Annotated in this window: 18 protein-coding genes; 6 read left to right on the forward strand and 12 right to left on the reverse strand. The window is 64.8% G+C overall.

Features of this window, described 5'->3' with window-relative positions:
• Window positions 1–147: 147 nt before the first annotated feature.
• From IY716_RS03685 to IY716_RS03700, 4 genes are all read right to left on the reverse strand, one after another.
• Window positions 148–867, reverse strand: coding sequence for a hypothetical protein (locus IY716_RS03685; RefSeq protein WP_218220240.1), 720 nt, complete (start codon window positions 865–867; stop codon window positions 148–150).
• Window positions 867–1,271, reverse strand: a complete 405-nt coding sequence (locus IY716_RS03690; protein WP_218220241.1) for a hypothetical protein — start codon at window positions 1,269–1,271, stop codon at window positions 867–869. Before IY716_RS03690 ends, IY716_RS03685 begins: the two co-directional genes overlap by 1 nt.
• Window positions 1,268–1,573, reverse strand: a complete 306-nt coding sequence (locus tag IY716_RS03695; RefSeq protein ID WP_218220242.1) for a hypothetical protein — start codon at window positions 1,571–1,573, stop codon at window positions 1,268–1,270. Before IY716_RS03695 ends, IY716_RS03690 begins: the two co-directional genes overlap by 4 nt.
• Before the next feature lie 182 nt (window positions 1,574–1,755).
• Complete coding sequence (locus tag IY716_RS03700; protein WP_218220243.1) at window positions 1,756–1,956, reverse strand: AlpA family transcriptional regulator; 201 nt, start codon at window positions 1,954–1,956, stop codon at window positions 1,756–1,758.
• Between the two features lie 87 nt (window positions 1,957–2,043).
• Between IY716_RS03700 and IY716_RS03705 the strand changes: the two genes are divergently transcribed.
• Both IY716_RS03705 and IY716_RS03710 read left to right on the forward strand, forming a co-directional pair.
• Window positions 2,044–2,610, forward strand: a complete 567-nt coding sequence (locus IY716_RS03705; RefSeq protein WP_218220244.1) for a helix-turn-helix transcriptional regulator — start codon at window positions 2,044–2,046, stop codon at window positions 2,608–2,610.
• Window positions 2,597–3,712: a site-specific integrase gene (locus tag IY716_RS03710; RefSeq protein ID WP_218220245.1), complete on the forward strand. Its 1,116-nt coding sequence runs from the start codon at window positions 2,597–2,599 to the stop codon at window positions 3,710–3,712. Before IY716_RS03705 ends, IY716_RS03710 begins: the two co-directional genes overlap by 14 nt.
• Here the strand turns inward: IY716_RS03710 and IY716_RS03715 are convergent.
• Window positions 3,686–4,006 carry a hypothetical protein gene (locus tag IY716_RS03715; RefSeq protein WP_218220246.1) on the reverse strand — a complete coding sequence of 107 codons (321 nt, stop codon included), beginning with the start codon at window positions 4,004–4,006 and terminating at the stop codon, window positions 3,686–3,688. The genes IY716_RS03710 and IY716_RS03715 overlap by 27 nt on opposite strands.
• Before the next feature lie 962 nt (window positions 4,007–4,968).
• Here IY716_RS03715 and IY716_RS03720 point away from each other — a divergent pair.
• The 3 genes from IY716_RS03720 to IY716_RS03730 all read left to right on the forward strand — a co-directional run bounded on the left by IY716_RS03720 (window position 4,969) and on the right by IY716_RS03730 (window position 9,499).
• Window positions 4,969–8,169, forward strand: a complete 3,201-nt coding sequence (locus IY716_RS03720) for an FtsK/SpoIIIE domain-containing protein (RefSeq protein WP_218220247.1) — start codon at window positions 4,969–4,971, stop codon at window positions 8,167–8,169.
• 121 nt (window positions 8,170–8,290) lie between these two features.
• Entirely contained in the window at window positions 8,291–8,932 is a 642-nt protein-coding gene (locus IY716_RS03725) for a PepSY domain-containing protein (protein ID WP_218220248.1), read from the forward strand.
• 54 nt (window positions 8,933–8,986) lie between these two features.
• Window positions 8,987–9,499, forward strand: a complete 513-nt coding sequence (locus tag IY716_RS03730; RefSeq protein WP_218220249.1) for a MarR family transcriptional regulator — start codon at window positions 8,987–8,989, stop codon at window positions 9,497–9,499.
• A gap of 30 nt (window positions 9,500–9,529) precedes the next feature.
• Here the strand turns inward: IY716_RS03730 and IY716_RS03735 are convergent, their stop codons facing one another.
• The 6 genes from IY716_RS03735 to IY716_RS03760 all read right to left on the reverse strand — a co-directional run bounded on the left by IY716_RS03735 (window position 9,530) and on the right by IY716_RS03760 (window position 14,277).
• Window positions 9,530–10,531, reverse strand: a complete 1,002-nt coding sequence (locus IY716_RS03735) for an SseB family protein (RefSeq protein ID WP_218220250.1) — start codon at window positions 10,529–10,531, stop codon at window positions 9,530–9,532.
• Window positions 10,528–11,286, reverse strand: coding sequence for a bifunctional 1-(5-phosphoribosyl)-5-((5-phosphoribosylamino)methylideneamino)imidazole-4-carboxamide isomerase/phosphoribosylanthranilate isomerase PriA (gene priA / locus IY716_RS03740; protein ID WP_218220251.1), 759 nt, complete (start codon window positions 11,284–11,286; stop codon window positions 10,528–10,530). The genes IY716_RS03735 and priA overlap by 4 nt, the downstream gene beginning before the upstream one ends.
• Window positions 11,287–11,362: 76 nt before the next feature.
• Entirely contained in the window at window positions 11,363–12,004 is a 642-nt protein-coding gene (hisH, locus tag IY716_RS03745; RefSeq protein WP_218220252.1) for an imidazole glycerol phosphate synthase subunit HisH, read from the reverse strand.
• On the reverse strand, window positions 12,001–12,618 hold the full coding sequence (gene hisB, locus IY716_RS03750; RefSeq protein ID WP_218220253.1) for an imidazoleglycerol-phosphate dehydratase HisB: 618 nt from the start codon (window positions 12,616–12,618) through the stop codon (window positions 12,001–12,003). Before hisB ends, hisH begins: the two co-directional genes overlap by 4 nt.
• A gap of 39 nt (window positions 12,619–12,657) precedes the next feature.
• A complete protein-coding gene (locus tag IY716_RS03755) occupies window positions 12,658–13,797 on the reverse strand; it encodes a histidinol-phosphate transaminase (protein ID WP_218220254.1) in 1,140 nt (379 codons plus the stop codon).
• Between the two features lie 51 nt (window positions 13,798–13,848).
• On the reverse strand, window positions 13,849–14,277 hold the full coding sequence (locus IY716_RS03760; RefSeq protein ID WP_218220255.1) for a LysM peptidoglycan-binding domain-containing protein: 429 nt from the start codon (window positions 14,275–14,277) through the stop codon (window positions 13,849–13,851).
• A 206-nt stretch (window positions 14,278–14,483) separates the two neighbouring features.
• Here IY716_RS03760 and lexA point away from each other — a divergent pair, with 206 nt between their 5' ends.
• Entirely contained in the window at window positions 14,484–15,203 is a 720-nt protein-coding gene (gene lexA / locus IY716_RS03765) for a transcriptional repressor LexA (RefSeq protein ID WP_218220256.1), read from the forward strand.
• A 12-nt stretch (window positions 15,204–15,215) separates the two neighbouring features.
• On the opposite strand, the gene IY716_RS03770 is transcribed toward lexA, so the two are convergent.
• Window positions 15,216–16,490 (reverse strand): CapA family protein, encoded by a 1,275-nt coding sequence (locus IY716_RS03770; RefSeq protein ID WP_218220257.1) that lies wholly within the window; start codon window positions 16,488–16,490, stop codon window positions 15,216–15,218.
• Window positions 16,491–16,492: the final 2 nt, after the last annotated feature.

Here is a 16,492-nt window from a genome sequence, read left to right on the forward strand (position 1 = left end):
TCTCTGTAGCACCTCGATGCGGGCGAGGCCGCGTGACCATCTCCAAGGCGACAGATGCAAGCGACTCATAAGGTCCACCAGGAGCAAGGTTTGAGATGTAGCTACAGGCACAGGGCCAGTACCCGCAGCGGAGGCAGGTCACAGTACTCACGCCGCCCCCTCCCTCATCGCCGGATTCCTGAAGGCGTTGAAGTCGAACGTGGAGGGGCCATCTGGAGCACGATCCACCGGGGGATCTCCGAACAACTCATCCGGGCCAGGGGTGTGCGTTGGACGCACATACTCCGGGGGGTGTTCAGTAGACACGCCCTCAGGGGTCGCATTTGAAATGCGAGCTGATGACGGGGCCGAGGTGATCTCCCCGGTCTGGAGGTCTACTTCTCCTTGTGATTCAGGAACCCCCACTTCCTCTTCCTTGCGCTCTGCCTCTGCCTTACCTCTGCCTTCAATCGTCCGTGGACTGTCCGTGGACATCCCCTTCCTCTGTGGTGCATGAGGACACTTCCCCGGCTGGCACATGGAGTGGTCTCCACGTTCATGCCGTCGATCCCGCTGCTTCCGCGTTCGGTCACGTTCAAGCCGGTTCTCCGTGGACGCCCCCATCTGCGCCGCCGAGGTCTGGAACTTCTGGAAGTCAGCTATCAGGTAGCCGTTATCGTCTTGCTTCCAGAGGCCCAGGTTCACCAGCTCCGCAGCGTGCTCTGTGGAGGAGAACTGCACCAGCGGCAAGTCCTCGTGGGAGATGAATCCGTCCGTCATGTTGGAGACCGACCAGGCTGTCCCGAGCACGAACTGCCGGAACGCTGGCAGACTGGCCCGCAGTACTCTCCGGTCGTTCAGATAGTGCGTGGGGAATCGGGAATCCATCAGCCCTCCTGGGGATCTCCTGCGGCGCTGAGATCATCGGCGTGCTCTGCTGCCCAGGCGTCCATAGCGTCTGCCTTCGCCGTGATCCACTGAGCGAGTTGCCGTGCTCGGAACGTGGACATGTAGATGCCGAGTTCTGAGTCATCGGGCGAGTCCAGCCGGAGCGAGATCCCCATAGATGCTTCGTCGGGTCCGCCGTCGAGTGAGCTGACGTACATCATTCGTCGTGCGGTGGCCGTGAAGCCTTCGCCGTCCTCGACGGTGCCGAACTCCCCGTCCTTCTTTGTGAGGGTGTCGGGATCGGAGTAGTGGAATGGTTCGCCGGTCCCGCATGCCTCTGGACCGCACATGTCGGGATCAGTGGCGCACCAGTCGGGCTGCCAGGTAGTGAGGTCGGCGCTCATCGGGTCTCACCTGCCATTGCTGCGTGGGCGAGGCTGATAGCGGTCTGTCCGAGGTCTGCGCCGTAGACGGCGACCTGGGACATGGCGCTGACCAACCGTGACGGGGTGACGCCGATCAGGTCCGACAGGAGAATGATCTCCCTGACGGTCCAGTCACTTTCTCCGGTGAGCCGTCGATGGACGGTGCCGCGCCCCAGGGGGGTGCGCTGAACGATGATGTCCTCTGCCTCTACTCCGAGCAGTTCGGTCATGAGGTCCGCGAGTCCGTGGCTATAGGTCGCAGAACGGATAGAATGTTTCATAGCAGATGCTCCTTCGTGAGTGTCTGAGTTGAGAGCGGCCCGGTGTTCTTGTTTGGCGACAGGCACCGGGTCGTTTTTTTGTTCAGTGCTTTCGCATCTAACGGTTTCGCAGAAGTACTCATCCTGCGGTGCGCCGTAGTGCCACAGCTCCAAGCCGCACCGGATGCAATGGACGGTGATCTTCATGCGCTCACCTTCTTTGCTTCGGCCTCGAACTTCGCATCGATCCAATCGATGACGTCTTGTCTCCGGTAGAAAACGCGCCGCCCGATCCTCACTGAGGTTGGGCCTGTTCCCATGTGGCGCCAATACCTCCAAGTCGCCTCGGGGATGCCCGTCATGACTTCGTTGTCAGCTGCGCTCTGCAACGTCTGCTGTTCCATCTGCTCTCCAAACGCTGGTGTTTGCTTACTCAAACAGCGTACCACAGTGTTTGAGCTTTCAAACGTATGTGTGCAAGAATCAACGCCATGACCCCCAGCCGCAGCAATATCCGCCTGACAGAGGGCGAGCGCTATTTCTCGCAGAACTTGCGTGAGCGGCGCGTCGAGCAGGGCCTCTCGCAGGACGCTTTGGCCGAATTGATGCAAGAGCAGGGATTCGAAGGCTTCAACCAGATGACGGTTTCGAGGTTGGAGAAGGGAACCCGACCAGTCCGACTGAGTGAAGCTCGAGCCCTGGCATTCCTCTTGCAGACGAGCACCGAACAGATGTCGATGCCAACCGAGGAAGTCTCAGCCATCAACGACGTGTTCGCAGCCGCCGATGCAATCGAGACCCTCTACGCAAGCGTTGCGGACCTGAAGATCGATGCCGTCAATCAACGGGCCGTGGGGCAAGACGCGCTGAGGCGATTCGATGAGTTCATCGGCAGCGATCAGCTCATACTCCCGCCCAGGACGCGTCACAAGTTGTCCGAAAGTCGTCGGATTATCCAAGAATTTGTGGACGGTGGTCACCATGAGTTCGTGCGTGAGGTCGACCGACACGTGTCTGAGCATTTCGGTTTCAGGGAGTCGGGCGATGGCGAGCATTGACCGGCGGTCCCTCAAGTCTGGTGTCACCTGGCGTGTCCGGTGGCGTGACGAGGACGGCAAGCAGAATGCTAAGCACTTTCCCCGCAAGGTGGACGCGCAGCGCTTCAAGACGTCTGTAGAGACGGACCTGCACACCGGCCGCTATGTCTCCCCGGCCGCCGGTCAGGTGACGTTCCGGGCCTTCTACGAGCAGTGGAGTCAGCATCAGCTCTGGGAGACCGGCACCCGCGAAGGGTTTGACCTCGTGGTGAAGCAGGCCGGGTTCACTGACATGCCGCTGGGCAAGATCAAGCGGTCCCACGTCGAGGTGTGGGTGAAGGCGATGGACACCAGGAAGTTCGCGCCTCAGACGATCAGGAATCGGCTCGGCTGGGCTGGGACGATCTTCCGTGCCGCGATAGCTGACCAGCATCTAGCCGTAGACCCCTCTGCTGGTGTCAGGACGCCGCGCTTAGCGCCGAAGTCTGAGCGGATGACCATTCCCACCGCCGACGAGGTCAGGACGCTCCTGGAGCACTCCCCCGCATGGTTCAAGCCGATGATCGCGCTCGGAGCGTTCGCCGGTCTGAGGATCGGTGAGGTGAACGGGCTCCAGGGTTCAGACGTGGACTTCCTGCGCCGGACGATCAAGGTGAATCGACAGGTGCAGCGCCGCTCTAATCTGCCGCTGGAGATCCGGGCGCCGAAGTACCAGTCATTCCGGACGATCTCGGCACCAGCGGGTCTGCTGGAGATCCTGTCTCAGCACATGGAGCAGGTGGGCCTCTATGGGGACGACGGTTGGTTCATGCCGGGACGTGATGGCGGACCCGCATGGCCGCGCTCGGTGGACTACCACTGGACCCGGACCCGCGAGGCTGCGGGGCTGGCGACGAAGTTCCACAGTCTGCGCCACTTCTACGCCTCCGGGCTGATCGCGGCAGGGTGCGATGTCGTCACTGTGCAGCACGCTCTCGGCCACAAGTCTGCGTCGGTGACCTTGAACGTCTACAGCCACCTCTGGGAGACCAGCGAGGACACTACACGGGCGGCAGCTCAGGGCCTCATGGACGCGGTCCTCAGCTCTGGTGAGGACTCATTGAGGACTCAGGGCACTAGCTGAGCGTCTGACCTGGAGCGATGTCCAAATAGTGGCGTTGATCCAGATCTCCTCTATTGAGGTGTCGTCAAGGAGTGGCTGCAGCTCTCCGAAACCGGCGACGGCGTCGACAATGTGCTTCACCGCTTTCTCGACAGAACCAATGAGGGGCAGCGCAGTCACCATAGAACGGCGGTCGTACTGGGTGACGGCATCTTCCACGAGCTGCCGAACACCATAGGGGTCCGCAGCAGGGTCAAGTCCGCGTTGGCGGATCTGTTCCCGCACCTCGTCTTCAACGATCGTCAAAGCGTCCACCGGCCCGGCCTTGTCTAGGATTCCAGCGTGGTGAGATCACGATAACCAGGTATCCGAGGGCCCGCCAGAGATTGTTCAATTCCTGTGGACAATTCTCACCTTCCAGGCTCGTTGTCCACAGCTACTCGGACCCGGGCGGGGAGAGAATCGTCCCCTTCTAATCTGAGGCTGGCGCTCTGCCCGTCCAGACGCCCCCGATGATGCGGAGACGAAGGAGGAGTTGAATGGTGATAGCCGGAGAAGAGGCGCTGACGTGCACCGTCGTGCACGCACCCGGTTCTGTCCCTGAACCGGTTTGGCAATGCCTGTGGAGCGTCGCAGGGGGTGCCGGCCACCACGAATTGAGGGTCGTCGCTGAGGGAATGACGACACCCTCGGGAGTCCAACTGGATCAGGCGCTGACGGACTGGATTCTGGGGCAGACGCGACGAGAGTTGGAGGGGAGGCCGGTCCAACACGGACCCGTTGCGCCCACTTGGGCCACCCACTTGGACGGGGTGCGACTGAACACTCACGGACCTGACTCCCCCGCCATCCATCCCGGCATGACCGTGGTGCTCCATCCCCACACTCGAGGGAGGCACCATCACCGAACACAGACTTCGGATCTTCGACTCTGCGTCAATACAGGCCCCGACGCTGGACAGTTGATCAGGCTCCGACGAGGCTTCTATACGTTGGGCAGGGGCACCTCGACGGAGGGAAAAGCCGACATTCGGATCAACGACCCCCAGCTCCGGCGCATTCATGCATCTCTGGCGGTCGGCGAACAGAAGGCGACGCTGCGCACACCGGGAACCCACCCCTTCGTGATCGAAGCGGGCACAACGTTCACCATTGGAGTTTCACAGCTCGAGCTGGTGCACGGTCATCCTGCACCACACACACCTTCTTCGTGGCCGATTCCGCCAGAGACCATCCGCGGGCACCCACCCCAGGATCGTCATCGCGCCATGCTCTTGATGTCACTGGCACCGCTCGTTGTAGGACTGGTGCTCGTGTTCGTCACGGGCATGTGGATCTTCCTGCTCTTCACCCTCGCATCGGTACTCATGGCGTTGGCGATGACGATTCACGCAGCACGCGCTCGACACCGATTTCATTGCGCGGTGAAAACCGCGGCGATCACCTGGGCACACCGGCGCGACGAGGTGCTGGCGTCTCCGGGGCGGGCCATCAGACTCCTACGAGCGCAGCTGGCCCCCGATAACCCCACGATAAATGTGGAAGGTCGAGGAGCCGCAGTGGTCACAGTTGGAAGAGGACGCCAGGAGGCCGAACTGAGCTACGAAGACCAGGAGACCGCGTCACGCACGCACGCTCACGGGATGGTCCACTCGGCCGCGACTCTTTACCTTGCTGCGGGTGAGGTCACCACGGTGAGCGGCCCGCCTCACGAGCAGGACGGGGTCATGCGCTGGATGCTCGCCCAGTTGGCACAACGATTCGGTTGCCTCTCACCTAGGACCGTCGTAGCGGATCCCGATTCCGCCCGCACACACGGTAGTGCACAGGCCCTGGTGGATCCCGGCGACCTGCGCGACTGGTCGTGGGTGCGCACCGTGCCTATGCAAGGTCTCAGCAGAGAACTGAGCACCACCCCGACTCCCGTTTCGGACGCACTGGCGCCGGTGCTCCTCAGCCCCGTCCCCGTGGACGCGAACCTTCATGAGACCGCAGGCAGGGCTGGGTGGCATGTCATCGCCCCCGCGTTTACGAACCCCGGAGACGAGACACCGCAACAACGCAGAGTCATGACCGGGTGGGATCTGGACCTCCACAAAAGCGAACTGCGTCGGGTCGACCCTGAACAGACAAGCGTCATGGCGACCGAACTGGTATCAGATGGACTCTCTCGAAGCTCTGTCGCCGAGCATCTTCGAGTAGGCCTTCAGGGACCGCGGGCACCCGGAACGTTCGCAGGGACGCCTGCATACTTCACCCGCGCGCTCGAAGCGCCGCTCATGATTCACCGTGCTCATGAGTCCTTGCGAACCTTGATCGGGATGGGCCCTCAGCAGTTGGAGATGCTGGACATCGTTGAGGACGGGCCCCACATCCTCCTCGCGGGCACCACCGGGTCCGGAAAGTCGGAGCTGCTGAAGTCCATGCTTCTGGGATGGGTCAGTCGGTATGGACCTGAAGAGTTGAATCTCATACTTTTCGATTTCAAGGGTGGATCGACTTTCCAGCACATTGCAGACCTCGGACATTGCCTCGGTCTGGTCACAGACCTCTCCCAGGCGCAGGCGGAACGCACCCTCGAAGCGGTACGGTCGGAGCTGACGCGTCGAGAGCGGCTCTTTCTCGACGCCGGAGTCTCGGACTACGCGGACTACCGAGCCAGCAGCCATGATCGCCCCCTCGCCCGGATTCTGATCGTCATCGATGAATTTCGCGTCTTCTCCCACTCGCTGCCCCGTGCCATGGATGAGCTGATGCGATTGGCGACGCTAGGCCGGTCTCTGGGCCTGCACCTCGTGCTCTCCACTCAACGACCCCAAGGTGTCGTCACCGCAGACATTCGAGCAAACATCGGCACGGTCATCAGCCTTCGCCTGCGCAGCGAGGACGAATCACGAGAGCTCGTAGGCACCCCCGAGGCGGCGATGATCCCTCGAGGATCGCCGGGACGTGGAGTGATCCGCCGTCCCGGAGAAGCACCGACACCGTTCCAATCAGTCCAACTCCACGACAGTGCAGCTCAACTGTCGATTCGCTCGGAGGCCTCCCAGACATCACGCACAAACCTTCGGAGTGAACCAACCTCCCTCGTCACCGCTGCCCTCCAAGCAGCTATCGACCGTCAACGACGAGCCCGTCCCCACACCCCGCTGTGTCCACCCCTCCCAGAGACGGTCCTCGGACGTCTCGGTGGAGACGAAATTCTCCTAGGTCTGATCGATGAACCTGCACATCAGCGACAGCCCTCATTGCATCTGCCGGTGGAGGAAGGCCAAACGATTGCTCTGGTGGGCGAGCCCGAATCGGGGGCACCAGAGGTGCTTAGCGCCCTGACCCGACAGCTCCTCGCCCGACCCCAGCAAGTCCATGTCTATCTCCTAGACGGCAACCTTTCGCTCTCGGAGTTTCGCTCGCACCCTCGAGTGGGCGCCTGGCTGAGCGAAGACCACGTCGAAGAGGCGGTGTACCTATTGGACCAGCTGCAGAAGACTGTCGACGGACGACGTGCAGCGGAAGCGTCCCAGCGAATGCCGATCGTGCTGGTCATCAGCGCTTACGCCCAATGGCACGCCGCCGGCCAGCTCGCGGGCGGAGCAGGCTTGGAACACCGATTGAGCACGCTTTTCGCTGAGTGCCCCGGTTCGGCCATCAGCGCAGTCATCTCAGGTGGCCGCGAATTAGCCACCGGCAGACTCGGGTCTCGCATTGCTCGAAAGGTGTATCTGCCCTACGCCGTGCCGGAGGACACCCAGTACCTCTGGCCCAAGCTTCGCGTCACTGACCCCCTGCCCGGACGTGGAGTCCTCGTGGAACCCGCAGAGGGGCCACCTGGAAGAACCGTTCAGATGATCACGGGAGTGAGAGCTCCCGTGCCGCAGCCTGCCTCGAAGTCGGCCAGGCACCCCGACCCGGTGCAGATGCTGCGTGTTCACGCATTGCCGACATCGGTCAAGAGGTCGGCGCGGTCTTCACCGCACCTGTCGTTGGGACTGACGCGGTTCTCCCACGAACCTGCCATCCTGGACCCCCAAAGCTTCCACGTCGGCCTGGTCCTTGGTGCCGCAGGAACGGGCAAGAGCAATGCTCTTCGGATCCTCGCAGCCCAGGAGCACTGCATCTTCCCCGCGGACCTCGATGAAGAACCGATGCCTCCATCCGCTGGTTCCCAGAGGCTTCCACTGCTGCTGGTCGATGATGCTGATCGCTGTTCTCTGGTGCTGCATCAACGGGTCGAAGCATGGATCCTGTCGGGCGGCAGGGTGATCGCTTCGGCGCACCCCAACATGAGGGTCTTCAGTCTGTTGCCGTGGGCGCACCGTGCACGGGGAGGTCCAGCAAACTTTTTGCTCAGTCCCACCAGTCGGGGTCAGGGAGATGTCTTCGGGACCCCGATACCTGTGTTCAGCTCAACGATTCCGGGGCGAGCGGTCTGGTTCCGGCATGAAGGCCCTCAAGTCATCCAGTGGTGGCTCGCCTGAGGGACGAACGCCACCTCAGCGCTCCTCCCCTCTGAACCCCAGTGTCCATTCAGCGGGCATCGAGACAGGAGCGCTATAACTTGGGGCAGATCAGCAGCCACCCCACGGAAAGAGACTCTTCATGATGAACTCCCGCTGGAACAACTCGTCTGCTCTTCTCTCGGTCGCCGCCATCTCGGCCCTCGCCTTGAGCTCCTGCGCTGCAGACGACATGGATTCAGACGAAGAGGAGGCGCAGCCGACAGCCACCGTGACCGAGACCGTCGAGGCCGAGTCCACCGACTCGACCGATGCCCCAGAGACCGACTCCACAGACGAGCCCTCTGCAGAGGCAGAGCCCACCGACGAGGCCACGAGTTCGCCGGGCGCCGGGGGCGAGGAAGGTGTCTATCAGGCAGTGGACGCCGTGAACGAGGAGTACCCCGACGCTGTGGTCCTCGATATGGACACCGAAGGCAGCGCCTACGAGTTCACCATCTTCGAAGCGGGCTCCGAGTGGGAGCTCGACGTGGACCGCGAGACCTTCGAAATCTCCAACACGCAGGAAGACGATATCGATGGCGACGATCAGCGCGATGCCGAGGCCGTGGAGATCGACTTCGCCGACGCGCTGCGCACGGCCTCCGAAGAGAGTGGTGGCTCCCCGGAACAGGCAGACCTCAGCGAAGACAACGGGACGGTGACCTGGGAGATCGAGCTGGACAACGGCACCGAGGTCCATGTGGATGTGGCCTCAGGCGATGTCGACCGGGTGGACAACTGACATAGACTGAGCTGAGTGCAATTCAGCTTTCTACGTCGGGGATGAGGTGGGGTCGTGACGGCCAGCAACGGCGGTACGGCAACCGGGAATGACCAGCGCGGCCGCCATGACCTCACCGGGCATTCCCCCAAGGCCCGTGCCTGGCGCGCGTTCTTCGAGACCTCAGCCATCATCAGTGATCGTATGGAGAAGCGGCTGCATTCCAGCACGGGTCTGCGCCTGACCGACTACAACCTGATGCTGCTGCTCGCCGAAGCTGACGAGTACCAGCTGCGCATGGGTGAACTCGCTGAGGGTATGGTCTTCTCCCCCTCGCGCCTGTCCTACCAGGTCAAGTCGCTTGAGAAGCGCGGCTTGATCACCCGGTTCGCTGACCCCGAGGACCGGCGGGGCATGACTGCTCAGCTCACCGAAGAGGGACGTCGGGTCTTTGAACAGGCCTCCCGGCTCCACGGTCAGCACATCAAGCAGCTCTTCCACCCGGCGCTGGATGATGAAGAAGCACGCATCTTCAAGCTCATCTGCGATCAGATCAAGACCACGGCCACCGCAGAGGATCGGGCCTAGCCAGACCAGGCCGAGCCGAACCACACCAGATCAGCGGACCAGCTTCACCTGGACCGAATCGGCGCGCTCACGCAGCAGCTCCACGTCGGCAAGTGCGGCCTGCACGCTTGCCAGCGCCAGCCGGGCGTCGACGTCGTCGGCTCCCGGGACCAGCACCACACCGATGTTCAGCTCCGGGCCGCTTCCGCCGCCGGGCACGGTCCGGCCATCTGCGGTGGCCGAGCTGACGCCGTCGCCGGGCTGGACCTGCAGCTGGGCGACCCCGGGGCACAGATCGAGGATCCCTCCGAGCGCCTCCGCCAGCTCGGGATCCCGATAGGACGGCACCCAGCGTGCGGCTTGGGCCAGCGCCTGAAGGGCAGGGCGGCGCAGCACGAACGTGAACTCCGCGCCCGGATCCAGCACCGCGAGCTCGGCGCCTTCGGCCAGTGCGGCCAGCATGACGCGCTCCGCCTCGGCGGCCACCGGCCGGGCCTGCGCGTGCCACGCGGTCAGTGCCTCCACCGAGGTGAACACGGGCATGGTCTGCCGTCCGTCGCGGCTGCTGATGCTGATCAAGGTGATATCGGCCTGCTTGTCGCCCACCGGGCCGCCGCGCTGATCCGCGTCGACGTCGGATGTAGAAACCTCAGCTTCTTCGGCCAGCTCGGCGAGTACCGGGACGAAGAGGCGCTGCCCGGCCAGGGCGTTGACGAATCCGGCCTCGTCGAGCTCTCCGGCGAGCAGTTGCTCACGGGCTTCGCGGACTGCCGGAGAGGCCAGGCCGTCGTCGCCATCGAAGGTGTGCAGCGGGTTGCCCTCACCGGAGAGGTCACGATCCTCCCAGGCCACGCCGGCTGAATCCGCCGGACGTCCCTGGTCATCCCGAGCCTGGCGCTGCAGCAGAGCAGCGATGTGACCCGGCAGGTCCTTGCCGGAGTCGGCCCGGAAGTCACTGCCGGTGTCGGCCCGGAAGTCACTTCCAGAGTTTGCACCGGGGGTGTTGCTGCGGGCGCCGCTCGGGATGTTGCTGGGGGTCTCGCGCTGGCTCATGCGGAGGCTGCGGCCACCTTCAGGGCGTCGGGGAACTCGAACTTCCCGGCGTAGAGGGCTTTGCCCATGATGGCGCCCTCCACGCCGAGGGACACCATCTTGGCCAGCGCCGCGATGTCATCCAGGGAGGAGATGCCCCCGGAGGCGACCACGGGCTTCTTGGTCTTGGCGCACACCTGGGCGAGCAGCTCGGTGTTGGGGCCGCGCAGGGTGCCGTCCTTGGTGACATCGGTGACCACGTAGCGCGGGCAGCCGGCGTCCTCCAGGCGCTGCAGGACCTCCCAGATGTTGCCGCCCTCGCGGGTCCAGCCGCGGGCTGCGAGAGTCTCCCCGCGCACGTCCAGGCCCACAGCGATCGCGTCACCGTGGCGTTCGATCGCGCGGGCGGTCCACTCCGGGTCCTCCAGGGCCGCGGTGCCCAGGTTCACCCGGGTGGCGCCGAGCTCGAGGGCGCGGTCCAGGGATTCGTCATCGCGGATGCCGCCGGAGAGCTCGATCTTCACGCCGAGCTCGTTGACGACCCGGGCCATGATGTCGCGGTTGTCTCCGCGGCCGAACGCGGCGTCGAGGTCCACAAGGTGGATCCACTCGGCGCCCTGCTGCTGCCAGTTCAACGCTGCTTCCAGCGGGTCGCCGTAGCCGGTCTCCGATCCGGCCTCGCCCTGCACCAGACGGACCGCCTGGCCATCGGCGACGTCGACGGCGGGCAGGAGCTCCAGTGCGGGAACGGCTGAGGAGGCGGGGGCGTCAGTCATGAATCTGCTTTCGGCTGGTGTGTCAGGTGGTCGGGTTGTCGAACAGGGCGCGCCGAACAGCGGCACGCCGAAAAGGTCAGAGGCTCAGGATCCAGTTGCGCAGCAGCTGCATCCCGGCGTCCCCGGACTTCTCCGGGTGGAACTGGGTGGCCGAGAGCGGCCCGTTCTCCACAGCGGCGATGAAATCAGAGCCGTGGTGGCTCCAGGTCACCTTGGGCGGGTTCATCGACTCGATGCTCTGATCGAAGTCCCAGGACTGCACCGCATAGGAATGCACGAAGTAGAAGCGCTCATCGGCAAGCCCCTCGAAGAGCACGCTGTCCTGCGGAGGGCGCACGGTGTTCCAGCCCATATGCGGGACCACCGCGTCCTCCGGCAGGGCGGTGACTTCTCCGGGCCACTCCCCCAGGCCCTCGGCGGGGATGCCGTGTTCGACCCCGCGTTCGAACATGACCTGGTGACCCACGCAGATGCCCAGCACCGGACGCGATCCTGCGATCCGCCGGCCGATCCAGCGGGGACCGTCGATCTCCCGCAGCGCTGACATCACGGCGGCGAAGGCGCCGACACCGGGAACCACCAGCCCAGCGGCGTTGAGCACGGCCTCGGTGTCCTTGGTCAGTGTGACGTCCGCACCGGCGCGCTCGAGTGCCCGGACCGCGGAGTGAATGTTGCCTGAGCCGTAGTCCAGGACGACGACGTCTGGCCTGCCGCTCACAGGGCACCCTTGGTGGAGGGGATCTCGTCGGTGCGCGGATCGGACTCCACGGCCTGGCGCAGCGCACGGGCGAAGGCCTTGAACTGGGCCTCCACGATGTGGTGCGGGTCGCGGCCACCGAGCAGGTTCATATGCAGGCAGATCCCGGAGTGGTAGGTGATCGCCTCGAAGACATGGCGGGTCATCGAACCCGTGAAGTGCCCGCCGATCAGGTGGTACTGCTGTCCCTCGGGCTCACCGGAGTGCACCAGGTAGGGCCGCCCGGAGACGTCGACGACGGCGTGGGCCAGGGCCTCGTCCAGGGGGACGGTGGCGTCGCCGAAGCGTCGGATGCCGCGCTTGTCACCCAGCGCGGTCCGCAGCACCTCGCCGAGCACGATCGCAGTGTCCTCCACGGTGTGGTGCACGTCGATGTGGGTGTCACCGGAGGCTTCGATGTCCAGGTCGATCAGTGAGTGCTTGGACAGCGCGGTGAGCATGTGGTCGTAGAACGGCACGCCGGTGCTGATCGTGGAGGCGCCGGTGCCGTCCAGGTCCATGCGGACCTTGACGCTGGACTCGCTGGTGACTCGTTCCATCTGGGCGATGCGCCCGGAGATCAGTTCTGCTCCCATAGCTCCTGCTCGGTGGTGGGGGTACGCCAACGCCCTATTCTACGCGGTGGCGCTGGTGATGTACCGCCGCAGCGAGGTGAGGAACTCGGTGGTCTCCGCTTCGGTGCCCGCGGTGACTCGCAGGTGTCCGGGGATGCCGACGTCGCGGATCAGGATGCCGTCCTCGAGCAGGTGCTGCCAGGCGGCCTTCTCATCGTGGAGTCCGCTGAAGAAGACGAAGTTTGCGTCTGAGGGGGCGGGGTGCAGACCCATCTCCTGCAGCGAGGCGACGATGCGGTCACGCTGCTCTTTGATCCGCTCCACATTGGCCATCAGGGTCTCCGAGTGGTCCAGGGCCGCCACGGCGGTCGCCTGGGTGACCGCGGAGAGGTGGTAGGGCAACCGGACCAGGCGCATCGCGTCGGTGACCTCAGCTGCGGCGGCCAGGTAGCCCAGCCGGCCACCGGCCAGGGCGAAGGCCTTGCTCATGGTCCGGGAGACGATGAGCCGCTCCCGGCCGGGCAGCAGCGCCAGCGCGGACCCGGTGCCGGCCTGGCGGAATTCGCCGTAGGCTTCATCGACGACGACCATGGTCTCGGATTCCGCGGCCGCCTCATAGGCAGCTTCCACGGTCTGGAGGCTCAGCGCCGTGCCGGTGGGGTTGTTCGGCGAGCAGAGGATGACGACGTTCGGCCGGTGTTCGCGGATCTGCGCGGCCACGTCTTCAGGGGTCTGGGTGAAATCCGCGCTGCGGGTCCCGGCGATGTACTCGCTATAGGTCCCGCGGGCATAGAGCGGGTACATGGAGTAGGTCGGGGGGAAGGACAACACGGACCGTCCCGGTCCGGCGAAGGCCTGCAGGATGTGCTGCATGATCTCGTTGGAGCCGTTCGCGGCCCAGATGTTCTCTGCGGTCAGCACGGCGGGTTCACTCTCGGCCTCGAGGTCCCGGTTCAGGTAGTCGGCGAGCTTCTCGCGCAGAGTGGAGAATTCGCGGTCCGGGTATCGGTTGAGCTGGGCTGCCGCGGTGCGGACTTCCTTGGCGATCGCATCAACCACGTCCGCGGGGACGTCGTAGGTGGTCTCGTTGACGTTGAGCATGGCCTTTGCGGCCAGCTGGGGGGCTCCGTAGGGCTCTTGGCCCTGGAGCTCCTCTCGCAGCGGGAGGCGGGACAGATTCCTGGAGCGGGGTGAAGTCACCGCCCCAGTCTAGTCACGCGCGGCGACAGGCCCACTGGGACTGGCGCTGGGTCAGTCCACCGGGACGAAGAGCTCCTGGCCCGGTGAGAGCTCGGAAGAACTCAGGTCATTGAGCTCGGCGATCTGTCCGATCAGCACCTGGGTGCGCTCCTCGGACTCCACCGCATTGGCCACGCTCCAGAGCGTGTCCCCCGCACCGACGGTGATGACCTGGGCTTCGACGCCGGGAGCCTCGGCCGAGGAGGCCTGGGCCTGGTTCAGCAACGAGGTGGCCAGCATCATGGCGCCGAGGATCAGGAAGGCCAGTGCAGCCAGTGTGGGAAGGCCAAGGAGCAGGAAGCGTCCGCGGCGGGTGAGGTGCAGGGCGCCGGCTGACGAGGCGTGGCTGTGTGGTTCGGTGACGCGCGCCGCAGGGGTGGACACTGCGGAGACGCTGGGCGCGGTGACAACAGGTGCAAGAGCAAGCTGTGCTGTACGCATGGGGAAGAACCTTTCAATCGAACGTGTGTTCTATTTCTAGCACATAGTTTCGAAGCTTGGCCAGACTCGCCGCGGAATCAATGGAATATCTCTACGGTTTCGCGTAACCTGAGCGCCAAGTTCGAAGTGATCTTCGATCCGAATCTCACCGTGAACAGTTCATCAGCAGGGTCTGACACGGACGGCGACGCAACCAGGAGGCGGCAATGGCGCAGGACACCAAGGGCACATCGGCGGCGCCGCGACTGACGGATCGGCAGCGTCAGATCGTCGACGTCATCCAGGCGTCGCTCGCGGAGCGCAGCTACCCACCGTCGATGCGTGAGATCGGTGACGCGTGCGGCCTTGCTTCGCTCTCCTCGGTGACCCACCAGCTGGCCCGGCTTCAGGAGCTGGGGTACCTGATGCGGGTGCCCGGACGTCCGCGGGCCATGGAGGTGCTGCGGGACTCCACAGGCAAGCTGCTGCTGAGCGAGCCCACCCCGGAGGCCGAGCCTGCTTCCGAGGACACCGTGGTGGACCTGCAGGGGTACCGGGTGCAGTCGGACAGCCGGATCTCAGAGATTCCCATGGTCGGTCAGATCGCTGCAGGTGGGCCGATCCTCGCCGATCAGCAGGTCGAGGACATCATGCCGCTGCCGCGTCAGCTCACCGGAGAGGGCGAGCTCTTCATGCTTCAGGTCCGCGGTGACTCGATGATCGAGGCTGGCATCTTCGAGGGAGACTGGGTCGTGGTGCGTCGCCAGAACACCGCGGAGAACGGCGACATCGTGGCCGCGCTGCTGGAGGACGAGGCGACGGTCAAGACGCTCAAGCGCCGCGACGGCCACGTCTGGCTTCTGCCGCAGAACCGCCAGTACGAGCCGATCCTCGGCGACGAGTCCACCATCATGGGCAAGGTCGTCACCGTGCTGCGCAGCCTCTGAGCCAGGTCTCCCCTAGCTGCCGCGCGGGACGACCACTGGCGCGTCCCCGGTGGGCGAGGGTGGCTGCTCACGGAGTTGCCGGCCCGTCATGACGTCGAGGATTCCCGACCACCGGTCGGCAATGGTCCGCTCACTGAGCTCCACCGCTGCAGGGGCCTCTCCCTCGGCAAGGTCGCGCAGCGACCAGATCCCCCGGTGGGGTTCATCGTCAGTCGGTCCCCTGTCCACGGTCACCGGCAGCCAGTCCATGGAGCGGACCCGGGCGCCGTCGTCGTCGACCTCCACAGTGGCGTAGGCGACCGTGCCGCTGGCAGTCTCCGGAGCGCAGCAGGCCTCGTCCTGATTCGAGAGGAAGTTGCCCATGGACCACGCCACCCACATGCCCGCCTCCGCCGGGCCTCCCTCGAGGCGCTCCATCGGCTGGGGCGTGTGGGGGTGGCTGCCGAAGACGGCGTCGATCTCGCCACCGGCAGCGAGCCGCTCACCGTAGTCCCGCTGTGCCTGCGCGGGTGCGTCGGTGTATTCCTCACCCCAGTGCACCGAGGCGACGACGACGTCCGCGCCCTCCTCCCGCGCTTGGGCGGCCTGCTGGGTGAGCTCGTCGGGACTGACATCGGAGACCCGCCACGGTTCATCCTCCGGAGGCGGGTACCCCTGATTGTGGAGCATCGTCGTAGCCAGGTGTGCCACGGTCACCTCTCTGCCGCCTCGTTCCAGCGTGTAGAGCTGGGGTTCAGAAGCTTCGGCCGGGGTGCGCGCGGTGCCTGCATGTCCCAGTCCGGCGGCGTCGAGGACCTCGAGCGTGCGCTCCTGACCGTCGGCCCCCTGGTCGAAGGAATGGTTGTTGGCGGTGGAGCAGCCGTCGAAACCGACCTCGGCGAGATCGGCGGCGATCTCCGGCGGGGCGGCGAAGACCGGGTATCCCACCGGCTCCACGCCCTCCGGCGCGATCGGGACCTCCAGTCCGCACAGCGCCAGGTCGGCACCGGCGATGAGATCTTCGACACCGCTCATCAGCGGCGCGAACGAGTAGTCCTGCTCAGCGGCGAGCTCCGCGGCCTCCTCGAGGAGGTTGTCGTGGAGAAGCACGTCCCCCGTGGCAGCGATGGTGAACTGGTCAGAGCCGGGCTCTTGGGGTGCGGGGGCTTCGTCAGCGGCGTCGGCCGCGTCACCGCTGTCATCGCTGTTCCCGTCGGCCTGGCCGCAGCCGGAGAGGGCGAAAGCCGCTGCGAGCACCCCGGCGAGGAACACGGGGGCCGAGCCCCTGGCGCTCTGTGCATCCGGCATCG

The sequence above is a fragment of the Nesterenkonia sp. Act20 genome (assembly GCF_019173455.1).
Classification (GTDB): Bacteria; Actinomycetota; Actinomycetes; order Actinomycetales; family Micrococcaceae; genus Nesterenkonia.

Excerpts from the sequence above, each read along its gene's own strand:
- IY716_RS03685 (WP_218220240.1), bottom strand. The coding sequence starts at position 867 with ATGGATTCCCGATTCCCCACGCACTATCTGAACGACCGGAGAGTACTG.
- IY716_RS03690 (WP_218220241.1), bottom strand. The coding sequence starts at position 1,271 with ATGAGCGCCGACCTCACTACCTGGCAGCCCGACTGGTGCGCCACTGAT.
- IY716_RS03695 (WP_218220242.1), bottom strand. The coding sequence starts at position 1,573 with ATGAAACATTCTATCCGTTCTGCGACCTATAGCCACGGACTCGCGGAC.
- IY716_RS03700 (WP_218220243.1), bottom strand. The coding sequence starts at position 1,956 with ATGGAACAGCAGACGTTGCAGAGCGCAGCTGACAACGAAGTCATGACG.
- IY716_RS03705 (WP_218220244.1), top strand. The coding sequence starts at position 2,044 with ATGACCCCCAGCCGCAGCAATATCCGCCTGACAGAGGGCGAGCGCTAT.
- IY716_RS03710 (WP_218220245.1), top strand. The coding sequence starts at position 2,597 with ATGGCGAGCATTGACCGGCGGTCCCTCAAGTCTGGTGTCACCTGGCGT.
- IY716_RS03720 (WP_218220247.1), top strand. The coding sequence starts at position 4,969 with ATGTCACTGGCACCGCTCGTTGTAGGACTGGTGCTCGTGTTCGTCACG.
- IY716_RS03725 (WP_218220248.1), top strand. The coding sequence starts at position 8,291 with ATGATGAACTCCCGCTGGAACAACTCGTCTGCTCTTCTCTCGGTCGCC.
- IY716_RS03735 (WP_218220250.1), bottom strand. The coding sequence starts at position 10,531 with ATGAGCCAGCGCGAGACCCCCAGCAACATCCCGAGCGGCGCCCGCAGC.
- priA (WP_218220251.1), bottom strand. The coding sequence starts at position 11,286 with ATGACTGACGCCCCCGCCTCCTCAGCCGTTCCCGCACTGGAGCTCCTG.
- hisB (WP_218220253.1), bottom strand. The coding sequence starts at position 12,618 with ATGGGAGCAGAACTGATCTCCGGGCGCATCGCCCAGATGGAACGAGTC.
- IY716_RS03760 (WP_218220255.1), bottom strand. The coding sequence starts at position 14,277 with ATGCGTACAGCACAGCTTGCTCTTGCACCTGTTGTCACCGCGCCCAGC.
- lexA (WP_218220256.1), top strand. The coding sequence starts at position 14,484 with ATGGCGCAGGACACCAAGGGCACATCGGCGGCGCCGCGACTGACGGAT.
- IY716_RS03770 (WP_218220257.1), bottom strand. The coding sequence starts at position 16,490 with ATGCCGGATGCACAGAGCGCCAGGGGCTCGGCCCCCGTGTTCCTCGCC.